Origin of the sequence: Flavobacterium sp. LS1P28 (assembly GCF_003970335.1) — a bacterium.
GTDB lineage: Bacteria > Bacteroidota > Bacteroidia > Flavobacteriales > Flavobacteriaceae > Flavobacterium.
In genome coordinates this window covers 52,976-74,521 of sequence record NZ_RYDI01000007.1, presented here as the reverse complement: position 1 = coordinate 74,521, position 21,546 = coordinate 52,976, and the positions used below count along the sequence as shown (strand labels likewise).

Annotated in this window: 22 protein-coding genes and 1 pseudogene; 2 read left to right on the top strand and 21 right to left on the bottom strand. The window is 34.4% G+C overall.

What is annotated here, in order from left to right; genetic code table 11:
- Positions 1 to 8: 8 nt before the first annotated feature.
- The 17 genes and pseudogenes from gvpN to EKL97_RS07500 form a co-directional block, all read right to left on the bottom strand.
- Positions 9 to 935: a gas vesicle protein GvpN gene (gene gvpN, locus EKL97_RS07570; protein ID WP_233579299.1), complete on the bottom strand. Its 927-nt coding sequence runs from the start codon at positions 933 to 935 to the stop codon at positions 9 to 11.
- A 22-nt stretch (positions 936 to 957) separates the two neighbouring features.
- Complete coding sequence (locus EKL97_RS15980) at positions 958 to 1,083, bottom strand: hypothetical protein (RefSeq protein WP_255416334.1); 126 nt, start codon at positions 1,081 to 1,083, stop codon at positions 958 to 960.
- 56 nt (positions 1,084 to 1,139) lie between these two features.
- Positions 1,140 to 1,457 (bottom strand): hypothetical protein, encoded by a 318-nt coding sequence (locus tag EKL97_RS15565; protein ID WP_158614853.1) that lies wholly within the window; start codon positions 1,455 to 1,457, stop codon positions 1,140 to 1,142.
- Positions 1,458 to 1,532: 75 nt separating this feature from the next.
- Entirely contained in the window at positions 1,533 to 2,600 is a 1,068-nt protein-coding gene (locus EKL97_RS07560) for a hypothetical protein (RefSeq protein WP_126568582.1), read from the bottom strand.
- Between the two features lie 51 nt (positions 2,601 to 2,651).
- Positions 2,652 to 3,281: a hypothetical protein gene (locus tag EKL97_RS07555; protein WP_126462319.1), complete on the bottom strand. Its 630-nt coding sequence runs from the start codon at positions 3,279 to 3,281 to the stop codon at positions 2,652 to 2,654.
- Positions 3,282 to 3,411: 130 nt separating this feature from the next.
- Positions 3,412 to 3,618 (bottom strand): gas vesicle structural protein GvpA, encoded by a 207-nt coding sequence (gene gvpA, locus EKL97_RS07550; RefSeq protein ID WP_126462316.1) that lies wholly within the window; start codon positions 3,616 to 3,618, stop codon positions 3,412 to 3,414.
- A gap of 649 nt (positions 3,619 to 4,267) precedes the next feature.
- Entirely contained in the window at positions 4,268 to 5,659 is a 1,392-nt protein-coding gene (locus EKL97_RS07545) for a sigma-54-dependent transcriptional regulator (RefSeq protein ID WP_126462309.1), read from the bottom strand.
- A gap of 2 nt (positions 5,660 to 5,661) precedes the next feature.
- Positions 5,662 to 7,143 (bottom strand): PAS domain S-box protein, encoded by a 1,482-nt coding sequence (locus tag EKL97_RS07540; RefSeq protein WP_158614920.1) that lies wholly within the window; start codon positions 7,141 to 7,143, stop codon positions 5,662 to 5,664.
- Positions 7,144 to 7,951: 808 nt separating this feature from the next.
- Positions 7,952 to 9,217, bottom strand: coding sequence for a YaiO family outer membrane beta-barrel protein (locus tag EKL97_RS07535; RefSeq protein ID WP_126462303.1), 1,266 nt, complete (start codon positions 9,215 to 9,217; stop codon positions 7,952 to 7,954).
- Positions 9,214 to 11,604 (bottom strand): LTA synthase family protein, encoded by a 2,391-nt coding sequence (locus EKL97_RS07530; RefSeq protein ID WP_126568581.1) that lies wholly within the window; start codon positions 11,602 to 11,604, stop codon positions 9,214 to 9,216. The genes EKL97_RS07535 and EKL97_RS07530 overlap by 4 nt, the downstream gene beginning before the upstream one ends.
- A 6-nt stretch (positions 11,605 to 11,610) precedes the next feature.
- Positions 11,611 to 13,047, bottom strand: coding sequence for a glycosyltransferase family 2 protein (locus EKL97_RS07525; protein WP_126462297.1), 1,437 nt, complete (start codon positions 13,045 to 13,047; stop codon positions 11,611 to 11,613).
- Positions 13,048 to 13,049: 2 nt separating this feature from the next.
- Entirely contained in the window at positions 13,050 to 14,153 is a 1,104-nt protein-coding gene (locus EKL97_RS07520; RefSeq protein ID WP_126568580.1) for a hypothetical protein, read from the bottom strand.
- 32 nt (positions 14,154 to 14,185) lie between these two features.
- On the bottom strand, positions 14,186 to 14,554 hold the full coding sequence (locus EKL97_RS07515; protein ID WP_126462291.1) for a response regulator transcription factor: 369 nt from the start codon (positions 14,552 to 14,554) through the stop codon (positions 14,186 to 14,188).
- Positions 14,547 to 14,675, bottom strand: a complete 129-nt coding sequence (locus EKL97_RS15975) for a hypothetical protein (protein WP_255416239.1) — start codon at positions 14,673 to 14,675, stop codon at positions 14,547 to 14,549. Before EKL97_RS15975 ends, EKL97_RS07515 begins: the two co-directional genes overlap by 8 nt.
- A 249-nt stretch (positions 14,676 to 14,924) precedes the next feature.
- Positions 14,925 to 15,304: pseudogene (locus tag EKL97_RS07510) on the bottom strand (IS1595 family transposase); the annotation flags it as partial.
- Between the two features lie 418 nt (positions 15,305 to 15,722).
- The gene (locus EKL97_RS07505) at positions 15,723 to 16,487 is read right to left on the bottom strand and encodes a TIGR02757 family protein (RefSeq protein WP_126568579.1); all 765 of its coding nucleotides are present in this window, start codon (positions 16,485 to 16,487) and stop codon (positions 15,723 to 15,725) included.
- Positions 16,488 to 16,625: 138 nt separating this feature from the next.
- On the bottom strand, positions 16,626 to 17,288 hold the full coding sequence (locus EKL97_RS07500) for an ABC transporter ATP-binding protein (protein ID WP_126454557.1): 663 nt from the start codon (positions 17,286 to 17,288) through the stop codon (positions 16,626 to 16,628).
- Between the two features lie 145 nt (positions 17,289 to 17,433).
- Between EKL97_RS07500 and msrA the strand changes: the two genes are divergently transcribed.
- Together msrA and EKL97_RS07490 are read left to right on the top strand one after the other, a co-directional pair.
- Entirely contained in the window at positions 17,434 to 18,081 is a 648-nt protein-coding gene (gene msrA / locus EKL97_RS07495; protein WP_126462285.1) for a peptide-methionine (S)-S-oxide reductase MsrA, read from the top strand.
- Between the two features lie 44 nt (positions 18,082 to 18,125).
- Positions 18,126 to 18,425, top strand: a complete 300-nt coding sequence (locus EKL97_RS07490; RefSeq protein ID WP_126462282.1) for a hypothetical protein — start codon at positions 18,126 to 18,128, stop codon at positions 18,423 to 18,425.
- Positions 18,426 to 18,441: 16 nt separating this feature from the next.
- Here the strand turns inward: EKL97_RS07490 and EKL97_RS07485 are convergent, their stop codons facing one another.
- From EKL97_RS07485 to serC, 4 genes are all read right to left on the bottom strand, one after another.
- Positions 18,442 to 18,744, bottom strand: a complete 303-nt coding sequence (locus EKL97_RS07485) for a DUF6787 family protein (protein WP_126516424.1) — start codon at positions 18,742 to 18,744, stop codon at positions 18,442 to 18,444.
- A gap of 32 nt (positions 18,745 to 18,776) precedes the next feature.
- Positions 18,777 to 19,211 carry a DUF6146 family protein gene (locus EKL97_RS07480; RefSeq protein WP_126568578.1) on the bottom strand — a complete coding sequence of 145 codons (435 nt, stop codon included), beginning with the start codon at positions 19,209 to 19,211 and terminating at the stop codon, positions 18,777 to 18,779.
- Positions 19,212 to 19,328: 117 nt separating this feature from the next.
- Positions 19,329 to 20,279 (bottom strand): D-2-hydroxyacid dehydrogenase, encoded by a 951-nt coding sequence (locus tag EKL97_RS07475; protein WP_126454547.1) that lies wholly within the window; start codon positions 20,277 to 20,279, stop codon positions 19,329 to 19,331.
- A gap of 113 nt (positions 20,280 to 20,392) precedes the next feature.
- The gene (gene serC, locus EKL97_RS07470; RefSeq protein WP_126568577.1) at positions 20,393 to 21,463 is read right to left on the bottom strand and encodes a 3-phosphoserine/phosphohydroxythreonine transaminase; all 1,071 of its coding nucleotides are present in this window, start codon (positions 21,461 to 21,463) and stop codon (positions 20,393 to 20,395) included.
- Between the last annotated feature and the right edge of the window lie 83 nt (positions 21,464 to 21,546).

The window sequence follows — 21,546 nt, the reverse complement described above, 5'->3', positions numbered from 1 at the left end:
ATGGGTAATTAGCAATTTTTTTCGATCAGTTCATTAACAATTAATCTAACCTTTTCCTGATTGGTTTTTGAGCCAACCCTGCTGGTTTCAGAAGTAAGTATATCCTGACATATTAATCTAAACATTTCGTTGTTTTTAGAAGGAGTTGCATTTATGGTTGCCAAAGTTTTTGCAATCATAATAGAGCCACGAACGGTTGGGTCAAATTCTGTTTTCCCAGATTCGCGTAAGCCTCTCACAATCTTTATGATTTTTTCAGCATCGTCCAATGTAAGGTTTGATTTAGCCCTGGTAATCTGTAACTCAGTTTCGTAATCAAAATGATCGAGATCCATGGTTACCATCCTGTCGCGCAATGCGTCCTGAGTCCGGTTAACACCCGCATATTCTTCAGGATTTGAAGTAAAGATGGCACGAAATTCTGGATGTACTTTCATATAATAATCCTCTTCTTTTCCTGCCGAGGTGCTCATCATTTTTTCCTGAAGGATGGGCAGTAATATATTATTTGCTTCGGCACGTGAGCGGGTAAATTCATCATAAATAAGTGTGAAACCATTTTTAACTGCTATTGTTAAACGATTATTCACCCATTTTTTTTCCATGTCTTCCTCAACTTTGTGAACACTATGTATAAATCTATCGTCTAATTTTTTAAATCTATATCCAGACTCGCTACCAACCAGATCGGATGTTTTATACTCCGCATCGCCATGAATAATGACTACTGGTCTTCCAATTTTACTTGCTAAATGCATAGCCACAGTTGTTTTTCCAGTTCCAGATGGGCCTCTAAAATGTACTGGAAATCCTGCTTTTATGTAGGTAAGACTACGCTCTGTAATATCTTTAATGTACGCTGTCTCAACAAAATCCGACATGGGCTTAGGTTCAAGGACCGTGTTAGTTTCATTGTTCATTATTTTATTCTCCATAATTTTCACCTTTATTATTTGATTAAAACTCCTGTTTAGGTAATTGTTCCAGAGTCAATTTCCAAATGTTCCTCGCCTCTTCAATGTCTTGTATCATTCTTGCCCTTGTTTTTACAAATTCTTCCTTGCGGGTATAATGCTTAGCCATGGCCTCTAATCTTTTCGTAAGACCTTTCCTTATTGTGTTGCTGGTATTGTTCATTATTAATTACCTTCATATCCTTTGCCTTTACAACGTGTACAAGGCAAGCCGTCATTTGATTTTCCTGTACCCTTACATTGCGAACATTTTGTATTGCTTTGGCAATAATTACTTCCCTTTCCACCACATACAATACAAGGGACTCTGGCTCCCAGCGGATTTTTACCTGTACCCGAACAAAAAACACAGGCTATTGCAGGATTCTCCACTTCAACCTGTCCAGTTCCTTTACAAACCTGACAACCCGACATTGGTGAGAGTAAATCATAAGGATCCTTTCCAAGACCATTACAAAATGTGCAACTGATTGTTTTTGACATGGTTTTTATATCAATTATAAATTAAAAATGCTGAGTTGAAGAAAATGCCCCACAACTCTTGCTCAGTACAGGATATTATTTTATCGGGAAGTAAATATTTTCAACTTTTTGAACTTTCCCCTCATCTAATAAATTTTTAGCTACAAACCCAAGCTTCATGCGTGTTTCTCCCAGTGGCTCTTCCATTTCTGAAATTCTTACACCTTGTGGATGGTTGTTGATATAATCCGTTACTTTCTCTTCCAAAGTTATTGGGATTACTGCTTTGGTTTCCACTTTTTGCTGAACTTCAACCTGAATTACCTTTACTTCTTTAACTGGAGTTTCTATTTTAACTTCTTTTTTTTCAATTTTTTTAGCTACTTCCTTAGGCTGAGCAACAACTTTATTTCGTAATTGAGTAAGAATTTCCGACATTTTTTTCCATGATGCTGATGCATCACCTCTGTCTTTCGCATAATCACCAAGTAGCGCTTTAATTGCTTTTTTAAGGTTTTTTACATCATTTTGGATCCCTTTCATTACTAAATCAAATTCCTTAAGCCTGGTTATTTCGCCGTTAGAAAGCAAATTATGAGTATATGTGAAAATCCTTAAAATCTCTCCATTTATACCTTTCATAAGGATGGAAAATTCTTCAAGCCTGTCCGTTTCGCTTTTCTCAAGCAAACTATGGGTATATGTAAAAATATCTGAAACTTCTGTATTTATGTTTTTCATAAGACTAGCAAATTCCTTGAGCCTTTCTGTTTCGTTAGTTTCAAGCAAATTATCCGTGTAAGTAAAAATCTCTGAAATCTTATTGTTGATACTTTTCATAAGAGCAACAAATTCTTTCATTCTATTTTTTTCACCCTCATTTAACCCTGCTCTTAGAGCTGTTGCCATATTCTTATTTTCTTTACTAATTTTTTTCAAGGAAATATCTGAATCTTTTAACCGTTTTTGTTCGTCCTTTTCAAGTTTTACTCTTAAAGCTACAGCATTGGCATTTAAAGCCACTGACATCTCTTGATGATCCTTTTGAAATCCATCAAGGGTTTTTTGTACTTCAATTACAAGCTCTTCATTTTCCTTGTTTCTTTTTTTGAATGAAGCAAGTATGTCTTCGCTTAAATTTTTCATTTCTGATGATAGTCTCATTTTTTATTTTTTAATTATTAATGAATATTTAATTCCCTATGGTTATTTACCCTATTGGATACTTGACATAAGGCCTTGATTCTCTTTAATTATTTGATCTTTAACTTTTTTTATATCCTTTACCAGAATATTATCGCCTTTTTTAAGTAAGTTTTCAAGGCATTCTATCATACTGTTATGTATTTTCTGAAAATTCAAGAATGTTTTCATTACCTTTTCCTTTCTCATTTCCTGTAGTTTGGGGATTTGAGAAAGCTGCTCTTTGATGATGCTTATTCTTTCCAGCGCATCTGGTGAGGTAATGTCTTTAAGACCTAACAGACCATTCTTAAGCGATTGGGCAGTTTCTTTCTGGGTTTCAACAAAATTCAAAAACTGGCTTTCGGCTTCGCTTCTCTTTTCATCGATTATATCAAAAATACACGACATTATTGTATTGTAATCTTTTTTTCGCAGGGAGCCATTTTTTGCCAGAGTTTCGCTAAGTCTGGAATTTAATATCTCTATTTCCTTTGTAAGTTCGTTTAGAGAATTATTGACATTCCCGAACAAGGAATAAGATGATTCTGTAATATTTTCGGATGATTGAAAGACAGTTTGAATTTTTTGAATCCGGCTTTCATAAGATGTTATAATATTGTCGAAAAAACCATCTATATTTAATTCAGGTTGAGTATTCATTGTGGTTGAATAGGTTGATGAAAAATAGGGATTGATGAGTTTGAAATAGAAATTCTTGGTAAATCATGCTTCCGAGCATTAATCCGTAAGGATGATTTAGCAAGAACACCTATTTTTTAACTACAAATGCCTAAGCGGCTTTAGCAGTTAATCCAATTGCTTCTGCATACTTTAAGTATGTTTCAACTGAGGCAACAACGATTCTTGCTTCAATAGCAAGTAACTCAATACCTACCAACGAAACTCTTACCCAGGCATCAACTACAACACCCTTGTCCAAGATACGATCAATAACCTCTACGAGGCTAGATGATCCAATTGTTTTTTCTACTGCCATTTTTTATTAAATTAAGTTATTAATAAAACCGTGCTTTACAAATTAGAGAGACGGCTTACCTCTTGTTCTGAGCGTATTACAAGTAGTGTGCCGAAAAGTAAGTAAACAGGAATATTGCATTGTATTATACAGTACAGTATGCTGTAATTAAGGTATATAGGTGTTTATATAAGTAATAGGAACGATATATTGTTGCATATTATAATGTCAAACCTTCAGTAAAGACTGGGGTTGAGTTAAAAACAAACAAGACATTATTTCAATATCATTAATTAATTGTGATTTTTTATAAAAAAAATAAATTATATTAATATATTTTTTACGAAAAGATTAGTAAAAATGGATAATAATTGAAATTATCGCACACATGTGCGGAAATGGGAGAACTTCATTTGGTAGGCAGGCTCTCAACAAATGGTTAAGTGCAATTAACTTCGTCAGTTACATTATCCACAAAAAGGTTAACGAATTCAACTTACAAAACGGATAGGTAAATTTGTAAGTCCGAGACTTCCTGAGTCAAGGAGCATTCCTAATCCGACCGTCCTTCCCGAATCTGATAATAACATTGACCCTTCCCAGACCTGATCTGAGATCTCCTGAATAGAACGATACTTTTTATATCAGAAGTATTGTTGGTTATCGTTTTTTACTCTTCGTTTTTATTAACAGATATATTGTACTTTTTCATTTTTCGCAAGAGAGCATCGCGGGTAATTCCCAGCATATCAGCTGCAGCCGTCTGATTGCATTTACAATTTTGTAGAGCTTTACGTACCATTTTAATTTCGTGGGTTCTCAGATTGACTGAATCAGAATGAGCTTCCGATGAGGATATTTTTTGCGATTTTACAGGGAAGTCATTTATCCCGAGCAGGTTGCCTTTGCAAAGAATGAGGGCCCTTTCGGTCATATTTCTCAATTCTCTGACATTTCCAGGAAAATCATATTTTAGGAGCGCATCAAAAACCTCTTTGGAGATATGAATGTTTGGTTTTTTAAATTTCGTTGCATAGTCATCAACATAATGGATCAACAGAGGTTTGATATCTTCTGGCCTTTCCCTAAGGGGCGGAATATGTATATGCAGTGTATTGAGCCGGTGAAGCAGATCGAGCCTGAATTTTTTTTGCTCCACTTTTTTATAAATATCATGATTGGTGGCAGAAATAATCCGGAAGTCAGTATGTATCGGGTTTGTATCCCCCACCCGGGTGATTACCTTTTCTTCCGTGGCACGCAGAATTTTCGCCTGTAGATTTAATGGCATATCTGCGATTTCGTCAAGAAATAGGGTACCGCCGTTACACACTTCAAAGTAACCCATTTTATCGGAGATGGCACCGGTAAACGATCCCTTTTTATGGCCAAAAAATTCGCTTTCCAAAAGTGATTCTGTAATGGCACTACTATTAACGGCACAAAAAACAGGATCCTTCTTTTCGCTCGAATAATGTATGATTCTGGCAATATTTTCTTTTCCGGTTCCACTTTCGCCGGTTATCAGCACATTAGCATCGGGATAATTTGCGGCGATGATGGCTTGTTCAAATACATTCAAAATCTGTGGGCTGACTCCGATAAACTGTCGGTTGATTTTATCTTCGAGGGTTTTGGATATTAATGAGTTCTTTTCTTCCATCTGCTTCAGCCTTCGTTGCATCTGAAGATATTTTCGGGTACGCTCAATCGCAATCTGAATGTCAATAAACCGGAAAGGTTTGCGCAAATAATCGAATGCCCCAAATCGCATGGCTTTGATCACCGTATCCATATCGCCATGAGCCGAAATGACGATGACTTCCATCTCAGCGTATTGGATTTTTACCTCTTTCAGAATATCAAGGCCATTCACACCAGGCAACCGCACGTCAAGGATTAAAAGATCAATTTTATTATTTTTTAATACTTTTTTCCCTTCTGCGGCTGTGTTGGCCTCATAAAATTCAAAGTCTGAATCCAGAAAAAAACCAATCAATTCTTCTGTGAATTGCTTCTCATCATCAATGATCAAGATTTTTATTTTCTCTTTTTTTTCCATTTTTACTTTTTCTTTTGAGTATCCAAAACTAGTTTTATTTTCGTTCCATAAAAATGATCGCTCGTTATGTCTATGGTTCCGTTCATTTCCTTGATTATCTGATAACAGATTGATAATCCAACTCCGGTTCCCTTTCCTTCATCTTTTGTAGTATAAAAAGGAAGTAAAATATTATTGATATCGTCATTTCCAATGCCAATACCATTATCTGTAACTTCTACGATTAGAAATTGATTCTGCTGATACGTTCTGATCCCAATGAGTGTTTCAAAATAATCTTCCTGTATGCTTTGCTTTTCTTCTATTGCATCTTTGGCATTGGCCAGCAGATTAATAATAACCTGCTCAAATTTGTAGGTATTGCCAACTATATGAGGAATTTGTTTATCAAGTTGGAGGTTCAGGTTGATTCCAAGGTGTTTCAACTGTTCTATTGATATAGTAACGGCATTTTCGATGCTTGAATTAATATCGAAAGCTGTCAATATGTAATCGCTGTCGTTTCTTGAAAATGCCCTGATATGATCTATAATGTTCCTGATCCGGATTATATTTTCAAAAATTTTGCTTGATTTATTTTCAAGGAATTCAATGTTGATAGTTTCGGTTTTGGCAGACTCAAATAAAATCTTATCCATTACCATAGAAATGATATTTAATGGCTGGTTGATCTCATGTGCAATACCTGTGGCCATTTCTCCAAGGTTGGCCATCCGGTCGGCATGAAGTTGTTTTGCCTCTATCTTCTTACGTTGTGAAATATCACGGATGATGATCATGAATGATAAGGACACCCCATCCGGGTCCTGTATTAAAGTGACACTCGTTTCACCGGCAAATAACGATTGATTTAGCTTTCTAATTTTTAATTCAATATTTTGTGATAGTCCTTCATTCATTGTCTTTTCAATGATTTTTCTTATCGTATTTTTTTCATCAAATGGAATGAATCGGAAAATTTTTTTGCCTACCAAATCATCTTTGGTATCGGTGCCAAATAATTCAAGCCCGATTTCAGAAACCTCAGTAATGACTCCTTTCATATTGATTAATAAAATACCATCGGGAGATGCATTTAGCAAGGTTTTGTATTTTCCTTCGCTTACTTCCAGCGCCTGCTTGGCCTGTATGTGATTGGTAATGTCATGGACAACAGTAAAACGGCATTTTTTATTCCGGATATATACATTATCTGCCGATAACAGCACATGCTTCACATCTCCATTCTTCGCTATCAGATTTGCTTCCAGGTTAGATATTTTTTGATTGGTATCTATCTTCAGGTATAGGGTATTTAGACTTTCAAGTGTTAAAATACCAAATTCCACAGGTGCTTTACCTATGACTTCATTTTTATCAAATCCGAGCAAATTGCAAAATGCGTCATTCACTTCAATATATTCTCCTGTAACCAAATCGCTTAAACTACAAGCAGATGGATTGAGATAAAATTTTTTTAAAAATTTTTTTTCTGATAGTTTCATTTGAGATATATCTTTAGCTGACTCTGAAAATGATCCGTTTACCATGCCAAACACTCTGTGATACCTTAGTTTCCACAAAAAATTGTATGCCGGACTTTACAATAAATGGTACAGAACAAAAATCTGGCGCTCCGTTTAATATTTCACAAGCAATTCCGTCTATTTCATCGCAGCGTTTGGGCGGATGAATCATGAGAACTAATTGTATTAAAAGTTCTTTTCTTACATAGCCGTGTCTCGTCCTGAAAAAAATTACACTTATTGATTAAAAATCCTACTGCAAATCTATACATTTAAATTAATCCTGAATATCGTTTATACTATTTATTCGACTTTACTCAATAACAAATTGGATAATGATAAAAATTTAGGCATCTGTAAAAGCTTCTGAAATGAAGAATTAAACCAGCTGAATATTTATCAAGTTATAGTGCTTGATAAAAAATATTGATTTGCTCGGATGTTTTTCCTTTTAAACTGCGTTTAAAGCGAATCATACTATTTACAATCATTTACTTAAATTAATGTTTGTCAAGTGGAATTTTTTTTAATAGGTATTTGATTATTAATATTTTGCACTATAATATTACATATAAAATACATCAAAAAAAAATATTTTTGATGTATTGCATTAAAATGCTTCAAAACACATAATCTTAAAAAAGCAGAATCGTTTTTAACAAAAAGCAGTTTTTCAGCATTTGTTTTATTGGTTTTTAGAAACAGTGAGTTCGATTTTTTATACATGAAGAATCCTTCTTTTGAAGCAAAAAAAGATTTGGAAAATTAAATTAGAAATGGGAATCGGTTATTTGAATTTTAATTCCCATGAAAGTACTAGAGAATAAATCCAAAAGAAATTTCCTTGGTCAAATATTATTTCTTGGTGTGTAACCGCTAATTGTGTTCCCCAGGCATTTTGCTTATTAGATGAGGTAAAATAATACCCAAGATTAATTCTTTGGGCTTCTAAGGCGACAAATTTAGCTGCATTTTCATCAATAGCGAACTGATTAATTTCCGGAGAGAAACCCATACTAACGGCTACTCCTAAATAATTATCAGCGTCACTTCGGTATTTTCTATAGGTAAAAGTCCCGGATATACTGGTTCCTGTTACTCCGGGAGTAAAGTAAGGACGGAAAGATAAATAACTGTTTCCGGTATACCAGCCCAGAGATCCAGTATAAATATTGGTGGTAGTATTGTATTTCAAGGTGCGGAATCCTAGGGAAATTTCAAAGCTTTTAGGTAGTGATTTAAATAATTCAGCACCATATTTTATATCTGGAAACAAAAAAGTACTGGCGATGCCAAAATTCACATAGGCATATAGTCCTTTTGTAATTTTTGGGTATAAATCTACTTCATATTGCACTCCATTTTCGTTGAATCTCCTGTTGAAATTTACTCTTCCTATGATGCTTCCGTATTTCGTTTGCCGCCTGTACATTAGCGCATGGTATTGCATTGGATCAAAAACATCGGAATAAAGGTCTACGGAGGAAGTTATTCCTATGGCATTTTGGCTCAAGCCATTGTTTAAATTCGCCTTGTAGTCTTTGGCTTTCTGATCCTCCGGATTTGTATCTAATAGGAGCTGAATCGTGCTTAATGCTTCTAATGTATTATTGCTGTTTTCTTGTGCGCTCGCCTTCAAATACAATAGTTCAGTGTCTTTTGGAAATATTTTTAAAGCATTATTTGTCATTTCTAATGCGGCAAATGGCAAATCTCCCCACAATTCATTTTTTATGGCAGCTATCCAGGTAGTTTTATTCTCAATGTCTTTTTCGAGGACATAATTAAATTCTTTTCTTGCTTTTTTATAGTCGCCGTCCCAAGAATAGGTTGTCGCTAAAAAAGAGCGGATATCATGGTAATTAGGATATGTTGTCAAAATGAATAACAAGGTGTCTTGTGCCTGCTTGCGTTGTTGATTAAAAGCTAAATTGCGAGCAATTTCAAAAGAAGCATCAGGATCTCCCTCAAATTTAGTTTCTTGTGCGGACATTTGAAAGCCGCCAAAAAACAGGGCTAGAAAAAGTAGTTTTAGCATTATTTTTGAAATCATTTTTTCAGATTTTTTTTAAAATTAGAGTATTCTTTATTTTTAGGATATAGTATCAATAGGCTATCAATCAGTGTGTTTGAATTTTTTAGATTGTGAATTCTATAGTATGCTTGTGCCAGTTTATAACCCAATTCTGCATCATTTATTTGATTACCCAATGCTAGCTTGCCAATTGCGACCCCTTTATTGTTTTGCCCTAACCACCAATACACATCCATCAGTGCTAAATAGGCATCGCTATAAAAAGGGGTTCTGTTGATAACTTCCAATAATTCTTTTTCGGCGTTTTTATAATCGCCATCCCAAGCTAACGTTCGGCCTTTGAGTGTTCTTACTTCGCCATAATTAGGAAGTTCATTCAAGATGTAATCACATAATAATCGGGCTTTTTCACGCTCTTTTGTAAATGCTAATTCTCTGGCTAAAAAGAAAACCTGATCACGATTCAATCCTTTTGTTAATTTTTTAATGGTCAAAAATTCTTCAGCAGTAAACGTATAAGCAGGTTTCTTAAAGCTTGTAGCAGCCTTTGTGATTTTATTCTTTGTAGTTAAATAAGCATTTAATTTTTTGAAATCAGTAAAAAAATTGCTTATCGTTTCAGTCATGTCGTTGTTTGCTTCACTAAGATTTAAATTTTCATCAATCTTAAATACAGTCCCATCAGAATAGAAATAGTCCTTATAAATATAATCATTGATGCTTCCTTTGTATCGCATCAGCGGAATGCTATGGATATTTCTGAATTCTCGCACGGTGTCGAGTCCCTGACCAAGCCAGGTCGTTTTTTCTAATGGATTAAATTCATAATTATTTGTCAAAAAAGAAATTAAACTTGGCGTAACATCGCTATGGGAAGAAATAGATTTGAATGTTGCCGTTTTCTTCAACATGGGGCTGTAAATGTAAAAAGGAACATGAAAACGGGATAAATTATCTTTTTGAGGAACTGGAATTAACCTGTGATCCCCCGTAATAATAAAAATGGTGTTTGCATACTCGGGTCTTTTAGCATAGGCTTGCATGAAATTCTGTATCGCATTGTCTGTGTACAACAAACACGCAAAAATATCTTTGTAATCGTTCCATTTGTCTTTTTCAAAATATGATTTGGTTTCTAAAATGCGTTCTACTTTTTCTAAATACGCTTTTTTAGAAGGAAAATTAAAGGGTTCGTGATTGGTAAGCGTCATGATGATATCCAGGCGAGGTTGTTTAGTATCTTTTAATTCAGATAATGTTTTACGAAAAATCTCCGCATCAGGATAGCCCCAGGAAAAACCGCCTGCATTTTTCTTTGTTTTTGTATATCCTGGGCCAAATTTATCGATATCTACAATTTTATCGATACCATTGTATTCCAGGAAATTACTTTTTTTGTCAAAACTGGAGTCATCACCACAAAAATAATTGGTAGTGTATCCATTTGATTTCAAAATACTGATTAGTGAATTGTGCTTGGGTAAGGGATTCAATTCCATAAAGCCATTTTTTCCAAACGGCAACGAACCTATTAATGAAGGGAGTGCGCCAAATGTTCGACCTGCATTGCTCACGAAATTCTCCCAGTAAAGCGATTTTGATACCAAGGCGTCAAGGTAAGGCGTGAAACCTTTATAATCGCCATTGTTAGTAAAATCGCTACCAAGTCCTTCAACAATTATAAAAACCACATTTGGTTTCTCTTTTTGAATGTTAAAAAACGAAGCCAGGACATCTTTAGTTTCTTCAGAGGCTCGTTCTAATGGGTATTCTTTCTTAAAAGAGAAGTCGCCTTGAGACGCTAAAGCGATGTCATTTTTAGCTCTTAGAATATCACTCAACAAAAAATTTAATTTGTTTTGAGAAGCAGTTTTATTGCTATTGGCAATTAATAAATTCAAACTTCCAAAAAAGAATACCACTAAAAGTAAAATTTTTGTGTTGATTTTATGTCCAAATAAATGGAACAACCAGTTCAGTCCCCAATACATTGCAGGTATAACTACAAAAGGTAAAAATGTCAGCAAGGATAAGGATAAAGATGCAGAAACAGTGGTGTACATATCACTCAATGAATAACCTAGAAGGTCTGCTCCAAGATTGATATGAGTGGTAAGGCTGTATCCCGTTAATCCAACTTGGATGAGTACGATACTGGAGAATAGTATTCTGATAACCAGTATTCCAATAGTATTTTTTATATATTCTAATCCTAAATACAGTGGGAAAAATAATACTCCGAGGAGTATTCCCGTAAAAAAATCATTCAATACTTTATAAATAAATGACAGTAATTCAAAATTTTTGAATACATCAATGAAACTCAACAGACAAAATATAAGGATCAACGAAACCGTAGCGTAAATATATTCTAAACTTTTTTTATAAGTAAATTTCGTTTTCATTTGCGTTTAATTAGATGCTTTAGTCATTCCTTTTCGGGTCATTTCTCCCCATTTTTTCTTTTTATTAAAATAGTAATCGCTATTCCCTTGAATTGCTGCATATAAAATAAAGGGATGATTGACAAATGGTTCTAAAAAAGCAATTAGCAATAAGTGAACGCCTGTTCCTTTCTTTTTATACTGATGATAGGTGAGTTCTTCTGTAATTAAGGATATTAAAGAAAAGAAAACGGTAAATAAATAGGCTAAAAGTAAAAAGGCAAGAGAATAATCCCAGCGTACTTGATTAAACACAATAAGAATTCCAAAATAGAGCAGACCTGCCACTTCTATGATAGGAGCCATTCTTTCGAAAAAAAACCAATAGGGATAACTCAGCATTCCCAGCGCCTTGTATTTTGGATTAAATCCAACTTTTCGATGTCTTCTCAAAGTTTCAATAGTTCCGCGAGTCCATCTGTTTCTTTGTGAAATAAATGTTTTATAATTATCAGGTGCTTCCGTCCAACACAGCGGATCAGGAATATAGGCAACTTTGTATTTTTTTTTCTGTTCTTCCATGTAGCCTCTCATTCGTACTACAAGTTCCATGTCTTCTCCTACCGTACGGATGTCATAACCGCCTACCCTGATCGCAATTTTTTTGTCAAACAAGCCAAAAGCGCCGGAAATCACTAACAACCCATTAAGTCTGCTCCAGGCCATTCTTCCTAATAAAAAAGCACGAATGTATTCTAGGATCTGGCCTTGCTCTAGTAATTTTTTAGGAAAATTGATATCTTGCAACTTGCCTTCTTTGACAATGCAGGAATTCGAAATTCTAATGACTCCTCCAGCAGCAATAACTCTTCTGTCAGTAGTTTCAAGAAAGGGTTTAATCATTTTTTGGAGTGAATCTTCAAGCAATAAACAATCGACGTCTATGCAGGCAACATACTTACTGTTGCTTATATTAAGGCCCATATTCAAAGCATCTGCTTTTCCTCCGTTTTCTTTGTCAACAACAATTAATTTTTCAAATGCAGGATTTGTTGATTTGTAAATTCCTTTTCTGAGCGGTCTGGTTGGGATTTGTTCGTTAATAAGCAAGGATACGGGCACTAGTTCATACACCAGAATGAGTTTTTCTAAACTGTCATCTTTGCTACCGTCATTTACTATAATTACATCATAATTTACGTAGTGGTTTGACAATAAAGAGCGTACGTTTTCAACGATATTTAAACTTTCATTATAGGCTGGAGCTATAATTGAAATGGAAGGGGAGCTATTTGAAGATAATATTTCTATGTAATTCACAAAACTGTTTTTTCGTTTGTATTCTATTGTTTCTACAGCAGAAATGGCGGCAAGTATGAGATAAGACACTATAGCCGTCATGCTATAAATAAAAAACAAATAATGGATTGTTTCAAATATAATTTGTTCAGTACTGTTTCCCATACTTAATTGTTTTCAATAAAATTAACAATTTTCAAAAATTGTGGATCAGAAGATTCTAATTTAAGCAGATTGAATTTTTCGGTATTAAGGATTTTTAAAATTTTTAATGAGGAAACCTTAATTTCAAAAATTGTATAATGTATGTATTGCATCAGAAACAATTCGTCACTGGTTTCATATAAATTTTCCATCATTTTAAAAAAAGCAATTTGTTCCTCCGGACTGCGTTGCTCTATATTGATTTTCAAAATTTCTTTGGCTTCTGAGGCATTTAAATAACTCAATACTTGAATGGACTCTAGTCTTATTTTTTTATTAATGTGGTACAACAAATGGATTAGTTCCTCTTTTGCTTCAAACTGATTGTACGTTTTTGCTAGTTTCAAAGAAAATATGACTACTGAATCATTAGGGGAACCCAACCAGGATTTAATATTAGAGATATTCTGATTTTCCAGTCTTTGTAGGACTTCTAATAATTGAATCTGATCCCATTCAGACAGTTGTGTTTCTAAAATGTCTAAAAAATTCAGTCCTTCAAAATAAAATAAATTGACCATATACAATTGCATTTCTTTTCGAACCTCTCTTCGGGGATGGTTTATGTGAACAATCACTTCATCATGTGCTTCCTTTACCTTAAATTGCTTTAATTCCCGGATTACTTTGGCAATAATATACCATTTTTTATGCTTTAATTGCGATAAAGTGTAGTTGATAAGACCAGTTTGAAAATAGAGTTTTTGAATAGATTCATCAATTTCTCCTGAAACCTCATTTTTTAACTTTAGCAAAACAGCAATTAAAATTTTCCGTTTGAATAGATCCGTTAGAGAGTCTTTTAATTCATCTATTATCACTTGCTGTTCCGGACTGATCTCTTGTTCTTCATCTCCAGAATATAGATATCGGATTAGAAGCGTTTCATATTTGCTTTCATATTCAGCCGTAATCCGTTCTTTTTTTCTCAGATGGCTTCTCAAATATTTCAAGTATAGTATTAGAGGAAGAAGAATAAGAATAAAAAGACCACTTATCATCCATGCCACTTGAATGATAAGTGGTGACCCATTGAAATAGTCAAGTAAGTAATAATTTGTATTCATATAGCAACCCCAGGGTTCTTTATAGGGACTTGTTAGCGCAATAATCTTTTTACTCTAATCACTAGTTCGTTAGGACTTAAAGGCTTACTCATAAAATCAGTAGCGCCTAAATCAAATGCTTTAAGAACAATTTCCTCTTGTCCCGCCGATGAAAAAACGATGATTGGGATTTGTAGGTTCAATTTATTTCTTACATAGCTGATAACTTCTAAACCACTAATAAAAGGCATCATGATATCAGTCAAAATTAAGTCAGGATTGTGTTCTTCTATTATTTCAAGTGCTTCTTTTCCATTTACAGCTGTCAGGATTTTATAGCCCTCTTTTTCCAATCGAAACTTTAATAATAATAAAAAAATAGAATTATCTTCAGCCAAGACGATTTTTTTCAAATCACTCATTGTCTACTGCTTTTAATTTTGGGAATAAAGTACGGTTTTTGTCTTTTATTTTTAAGGGGAAAAACAGTATAAGTTCGTCCATTTTATTTAGTTTTTGTACTGTTATAAATTTTTGTTTCATGGATTATATTTGGAAAATCTAAATTAAAATTATTATTAATATTTAATTAAGTAATGAGATTAAAATAATGTTGTATTTGTTTTTAACTCAACCTCAGTCTTTATTATAGGTTTGACATTATAATACGCAACAATATATCGTTCCTATTACTTATATACGCAATCGCATATTGAATAGTTTTTATTTTTAATGAATTAGTTTCTTGAGGTCGGTATCTAACCGCATATTATTTCTTTATGACAAATATTATCTGCCTTTCTCCAAACCACCAACAACGGATTCATCTACATTTATAATCCCTTTCATGGAAAATTTTTACTTGATTTCATTGCTTCTCGAACTTTTTACATAAACATTCTTGCTATTTTTTTTTGAACTCCAAATTGAACACCCATTTGAGATGCAGAAAGACTTTTTGTGGTTGTAGCCATTTCAAAGCAAATGAAAAATGCTTTTCTTAATCCAAATTTTACTTTATGGAATAGCGTATTAGCCATAGTTTATTCAGTATCATTACAAATGTTTTAGGTTCTTGTATAGTCTTTGCGAATTTGACTTTTAGTATGACTACAGTTTCTACAAACATACTTCTCTGAGCATTTTATTTTTAAAAGGTATTATCTACAAATTTAATCACTATTAAAGCGTTCAGCAAACTCTATAAGGTTTTGACCTTTGGGAATTACCATTTTATCGGTCTTTTATAGACTTTAAATATATGAAATTTAATACTGACCTCAATACTTTTTTATCCAAACAAATTTTTTGTTTTTTTTAAAGTCAAAATTTTTGGTTTGGAGCCATCATTTTAATCGAAAAGAAGACAAAAGAATAGGTGGCTTTCAAGATCCAATAAATAGAATTTTAAAAACACAATTGTAAAGGATAAATATTTTAAGCGAAGATACGCAAGTAGGTTTTCATCAAGTTTAAGTTCGATTTTTCTAAGGCTATTTATGACAGATGAAATTTTCGGGTTATTTTAATGTAAACTATTTTACACCATAGAAAAAAAATCCCCTAAAATTAAATTAACTTTTACCCCTGCTAAAATCCCTCGAAAACCCCCAGTCCAAACAAAGCAAAATCATATTTAACAGGATCTATACCATCTAATTTACGAAGGTTTGTATCTAATTCAGACAAGGCTTTTCCATCATTTTGTTTGCGTGTCAAGAGACCTAATTTTCGGGCTACATTACCGGAATGTACATCCAAGGGACAAGATAATGAAGCGGGTGAAATGCTTTTCCAGATTCCTAAATCGACTCCTTTATTATCTTGACGAATCATCCACCTGAGGTACATGTTAATTCTCTTTGCTGCTGAATTGTTCAGCGGATCGGAGATGTGCTTTTGGGTCCTGTGCGGATGCGGAATTTCAAAAAATATTTTCTTGAATTCATGGATGCTTTTTTGCATCGAATGAGTTTCCTGATGTTTGCTGAAAACCGCTTCTAAACCACCATGATTGGCATAAACGTGCTGCAAACTTCTGATGAAACTAGCAAAATCCTGTCCGTTGAAAGTGCGGTGTACAAACAATTCCAATTGTTCCAAATCATTTTCTGTATGTGACATGACAAAATCATACGGTGCATTTCCCATTAAATCCATCATGCGATGTGAATTTTTGATAATCATCTTACGGTTTCCCCAAGCAATGGTAGCGCTGAGAAAACCGGCAATTTCAATGTCTTCTTTTTGTGAAAACAAATGCGGGATTTGTACCGGATCACTTTCTATGAAATCGAGTGTGTTGTATTGTAGGACTTTTTCGTCGAGGAAATCTTTAAGTTCTGATGGATTCATTATAGAGGATGACTTTGGATACTAATTTGTTTTAGGAAGTACAGCTAGTTCTTTCAAGGTATAGCCCAGATAGAAACGGCATCCTTTTTATTTTTTCTTTAAAAATAAAAAGATAGAGTGTATAGCTGGAAATAGCTCCTAATTACTAATCAAACCGTCTACCATTATTAGTTTTCTGTCGGCCATATTGGCTAATTCCTCGTTGTGTGTTACAATTACAAACGTTTGTCCCAATTCATCACGCAGTTTGAAAAATAATTGATGTAGGTTTTCAGCAGAAGCCGTGTCTAGATTCCCGGAAGGCTCATCAGCAAAAATGATAGCAGGTTTATTAATAAGCGCTCTGGCCACCGCCACACGTTGCTGTTCCCCGCCGGAAAGCTCGTTGGGTTTGTGATTCATTCTATGGGAAAGACCAAGATAAGTCAGTAGTTTTTTAGCTTCAATTTCCGTTTCAACTTTGGGCTTATTAGCAATGAAAGCAGGTATGCACACATTTTCTAATGCGCTAAATTCTGGTAACAATTGGTGAAATTGGAATATAAAACCTAAATTTAAGTTTCTGAATTTGGATAAGTTTTTGTCATTCATCGTCAGAATGTCCTCATTGTTGATGCGTAATTCAATTCCGTTTTCAAGGCTTGGCTTGTCTAAAGTACCAAGGATTTGTAAAAGTGTTGTTTTTCCGGCTCCTGAAGCACCAACGATAGAGACAATCTCTCCTTTTTGAATATGTAAATCAACTCCTTTCAACACATGGAGTTGATCGTAATATTTATGTAAATTTTTGGCTTGTATCATTATAATCTATTTTTACAAAGAAACAAAGATTTTCATGATTATGAATTGGAACACCGTTTATTTTCCTTTGACAAACTATAAACTTTAGTTAAGAGTGGATATTCACAACGATTTAATGAATAAATTTGATCTTAAATCATAGGTTATGAATAAAATAATTGGGATTTTTTTAGCACTATTGCCTTTTTCATTTTGTGCAAAAGAAAAAAATAGTACTTTGCCTAAAAGTATAGAAACAAAAAATATGGAAATACAAAACAAAATGGAAGTGGCAACCTTTGCGGGAGGTTGTTTCTGGTGTACCGAAGCAGTTTTTTTACAACTAGACGGCGTGAGCAAGGTAGTTTCAGGATATATAGGCGGAAACACAGTAAATCCTACATATCAGCAAATAGGTACTGGTGACACTGGTCATGCCGAAGCGATTGAAATTACGTTTGATCCTAATAAAATAAGTTTTGGAGAGCTATTGGAAATATTCTTTGCCACACATGATCCTACAACCTTGAACCGTCAGGGGAATGATATTGGGACGCAATACCGAAGTGAAATTTTTTACCACAATCCTTTCCAGAAACAGTTATCCGAGGATTATATGGCTTTGATGACTACGGAAAACACATTTGGAAAACCAATTGTTACTAAAATTTCATCAGCAACGAAGTTTTATGTAGCGGAGGATTACCATCAAAACTACTACAATCAGAACAAAACACAAGGATATTGCAGTTATGTGATCACACCCAAAATTGATAAATTAAAAAAAATATATCAGGATAAACTCAAAAAATAATTGGCACTAGATTTGTACGCATTCCAAAATAAAATCAAAATTCTATGACAGAACAGGTGTCCGTTAGCGCAGAAAGCAGTAAGACCAGAAATCTCTTTTTAGGAATTCTGTTTGATGCCATCGGTATGCTTTCGTTCGTTGTTCCTTTTATAGGGGAGTTTTCAGATGTAATTTGGGCTCCTCTAGCCGGTTTTTTGATGACATGGATGTATAAAGGAACAATTGGACGGGTAGGAGGAGTGATTACTTTTCTGGAAGAAATTTTACCGTTTTCGGATTTTATTCCCACCTTTACCTTAACTTGGATTTACAAGTATGTAATTAAAAACAAAAACGCCTCGTAATTCGAGGCGTTTTTAGTTATTTCTTAAAAATAAATTCTAATCCCATGCGTTTAAGCATTTTTTTTTCGAAAGTCCAAAAGAATTTGAACTGTCCGAACAAAAAGCCTATTAACACTAATAATACTTGATAGATAGGGAAAATTAGAACTAACCGAACAGGAGTAAACCAATGCCCTAATTCTTCGGAAGTAATTCCCAGCCAAAAACAAAAAGGTTGGGACAACCATGCCGATGCGGATCCGGTTATTGCAAAAACAATAAATATAAGGGTAAGTTGGAAATTAGTTTCAATCCCCCAACGCTGTTTCAGTTTGTTCATTTTTATTTATAATCAATACAAAGATAGTGACATTATCTGATGGGGACAAAACCAAAGAATTTTTGTTTATGCGTGTTTTGAAAATAAATCATATAATTGTAGATCAAATAATTTACTTCATACCCGTAATCAATGTTAAGGTCATAATTGATTGTCAATTCATACAAATTGGGATCATAGCGTTGCGGTTGCAACACCCGACTGTTCCATTCCATCACATAAAGTTGGTTTTTGCTTTCCAAAAAAGGTTGGGAATGATAATTTCTTGGAAAAGCCCTTGAGTTAAGCCAAAGGCTAAAACCAGGATCAATAATTATCACCTCGTATTCCAGTTCCTCATTTGCAATACGAACTGTGTCGCCTTGAGCGGCAACAGATTTCTCGGTACTTGGAAATGCAGTTTTAGAAGATGTGCATCCCAAAATCACACAAAAAATGACGATAATGATGCAGTAACTTTTTTTCATGATAAAAAATTGAATTATAAAGTTACGAAAAACAAATCATTGATTGGTAGGATTTTAAACAAAAAAAGAGGCTGTTTGTATCAAACAGCCTCTCATTAAATATTTAATTTGAAAATACTAACCTAATATGCTAATAATTTGGGAAGCTAATTCAGTCCCAATTCTATCTTGTGCTTCTCCTGTTGCCGCTCCAATATGTGGAGTCAACGAGATTTTATGATGCATCAAAATAGCCATTTCAGGAGTTGGTTCATTTTCAAAAACGTCTAATCCTGCAAATAATACTTTTCCGCTGTCTAATGCTTTTACTAATGCAACTTCGTCAATAACACCGCCACGGGCACAGTTTACAATTCCTACACCCTCTTTCATAATAGCAAGTGCTGCCTCTCCAATGATGTAACCATCTTGGGCAGGAACGTGTAACGTAATGAAATCAGCTTCTTTGAATAAAGATTCTAATGATTGAGAAACGATTGTGGTCGTGATAGCTTGTCCGTCAAAAAATTCGACTTTAACATCTACTTGCGGGATAAAACTATCGGCAGCAATCACTTTCATTCCTAGTCCTAACGCCATTTTAGCGGTAGCCTGACCAATACGGCCAATTCCAACAATTCCCAGTGTTTTTCCTCTTAGTTCAATTCCGTTCGCATAAGCTTTCTTCAAACCATCAAAGTTGGTATCTCCTTCAAGCGGCATATTTCTGTTCGAATCATGCAAGAAGCGAACGCCGGAAAATAAATGTGCAAAAACCAATTCAGCCACTGATTCTGAGGATGAAGCTGGAGTATTAATCACGTGAATTCCTTTGCTTTTAGCATAATCCACATCAATATTATCCATACCTACACCACCACGACCTATGATTTTCAGCCCTGGGCAAGCGTCAATGATATCTTTCCGAACTTTAGTTGCACTTCGTACCAAGACCACACTTACATTATTTTCGTTTACAAAATTAGCCACTTGTTCCTGTGCTACTTTTGTTGTTATTACTTCAAATCCACCTTTTTCTAAAGCTAGAATTCCACTTTTAGAAATTCCGTCATTGGCTAATACTTTCATTTGTATTTTATATTTAAAGATTGAAAAATTTAAAGATTCAATCTATGTTGTTTAATGTGTGATTGATTAAAAATTGATTTTTCAAATCTTTAAATCATTCAATATTTTAATTTTTAAATTCCTTTTTCCAAAGCCTGCATTACATCCACTAATACTTGAACACTTTCTAACGGGAGTGCATTGTACATAGAAGCTCTGTAACCACCTACTGAACGGTGTCCGGGCAAACCTGAAATTCCCGCTGCTTTCCACATTGCATCAAATGTGGCAGCATGTGCTTCATCATTTAATAAGAAAGTAGCATTCATGTTCGAACGATCTTCAACAGCTGCAGCGCCTTTGAATAATGGGTTTCTGTCAATTTCTCCGTAAATCAACGCTGCTTTAGCATTGTTTATTTTTTCAATAGCGGCAATACCACCAAGATTTTTCAACCATTGTAAGGTCAACAAGGAAGCATAAACCGGAAAAACAGGGGGTGTATTGTACATACTTTCTGCTTTGATATGTTTAGTGTAATCCAACATGCTTGGGATTATTCTACCACTTTTACTCAAGATTTCTTCTTTTACAACAATCAGGGTAGTTCCTGCTGGTCCCATATTTTTTTGGGCTCCGGCATAAATCAAATCAAATTTAGAAAAGTCTAATTGTCGTGAAAATATATCAGAGCTCATGTCACATACAATTGGCATGTCCAATGCCGGGAATTCCTTCATTTGTGTACCAAAAATAGTGTTGTTACTCGTGCAGTGAAAATAATCAGCATCTGCTGGTACTGCGTATCCTTTTGGAATATGATTGTAATTTTCGTCTTTTGAGGAAGCAACAACTACTGTGTCACCAAAAAGCTTAGCTTCTTTTATAGCACCAGCTGCCCAGGTTCCGGAATCAAGATACGCCGCTTTTCCGCCCTCTTTCATCAAGTTATAGGGAGCCATAATAAATTCTAGACTCGCTCCGCCTGCCAGAAATAAGGCGCTGTAGCCTTTGCCTTCAAGTCCTAAAAGTTCAATAACCAGTGTTCTCGCTTCGTCCATAACGGCAACAAAATCCTTGCTTCTGTGTGATATTTCTAAAAGGGATAATCCGGAATCATTAAAATTTAAAATAGCTTGTGCTGATTTTTCAAAAACTTCTTGCGGTAAAATACAAGGTCCTGCGCTGTAGTTGTGTTTTTTCATGGTGTAGTTTATGTCCAAAAAATTAAAGTGCAAATTTCGACAATAGGAGTTTAAAAAACGTTAATTAATTCGGAATAATTGTA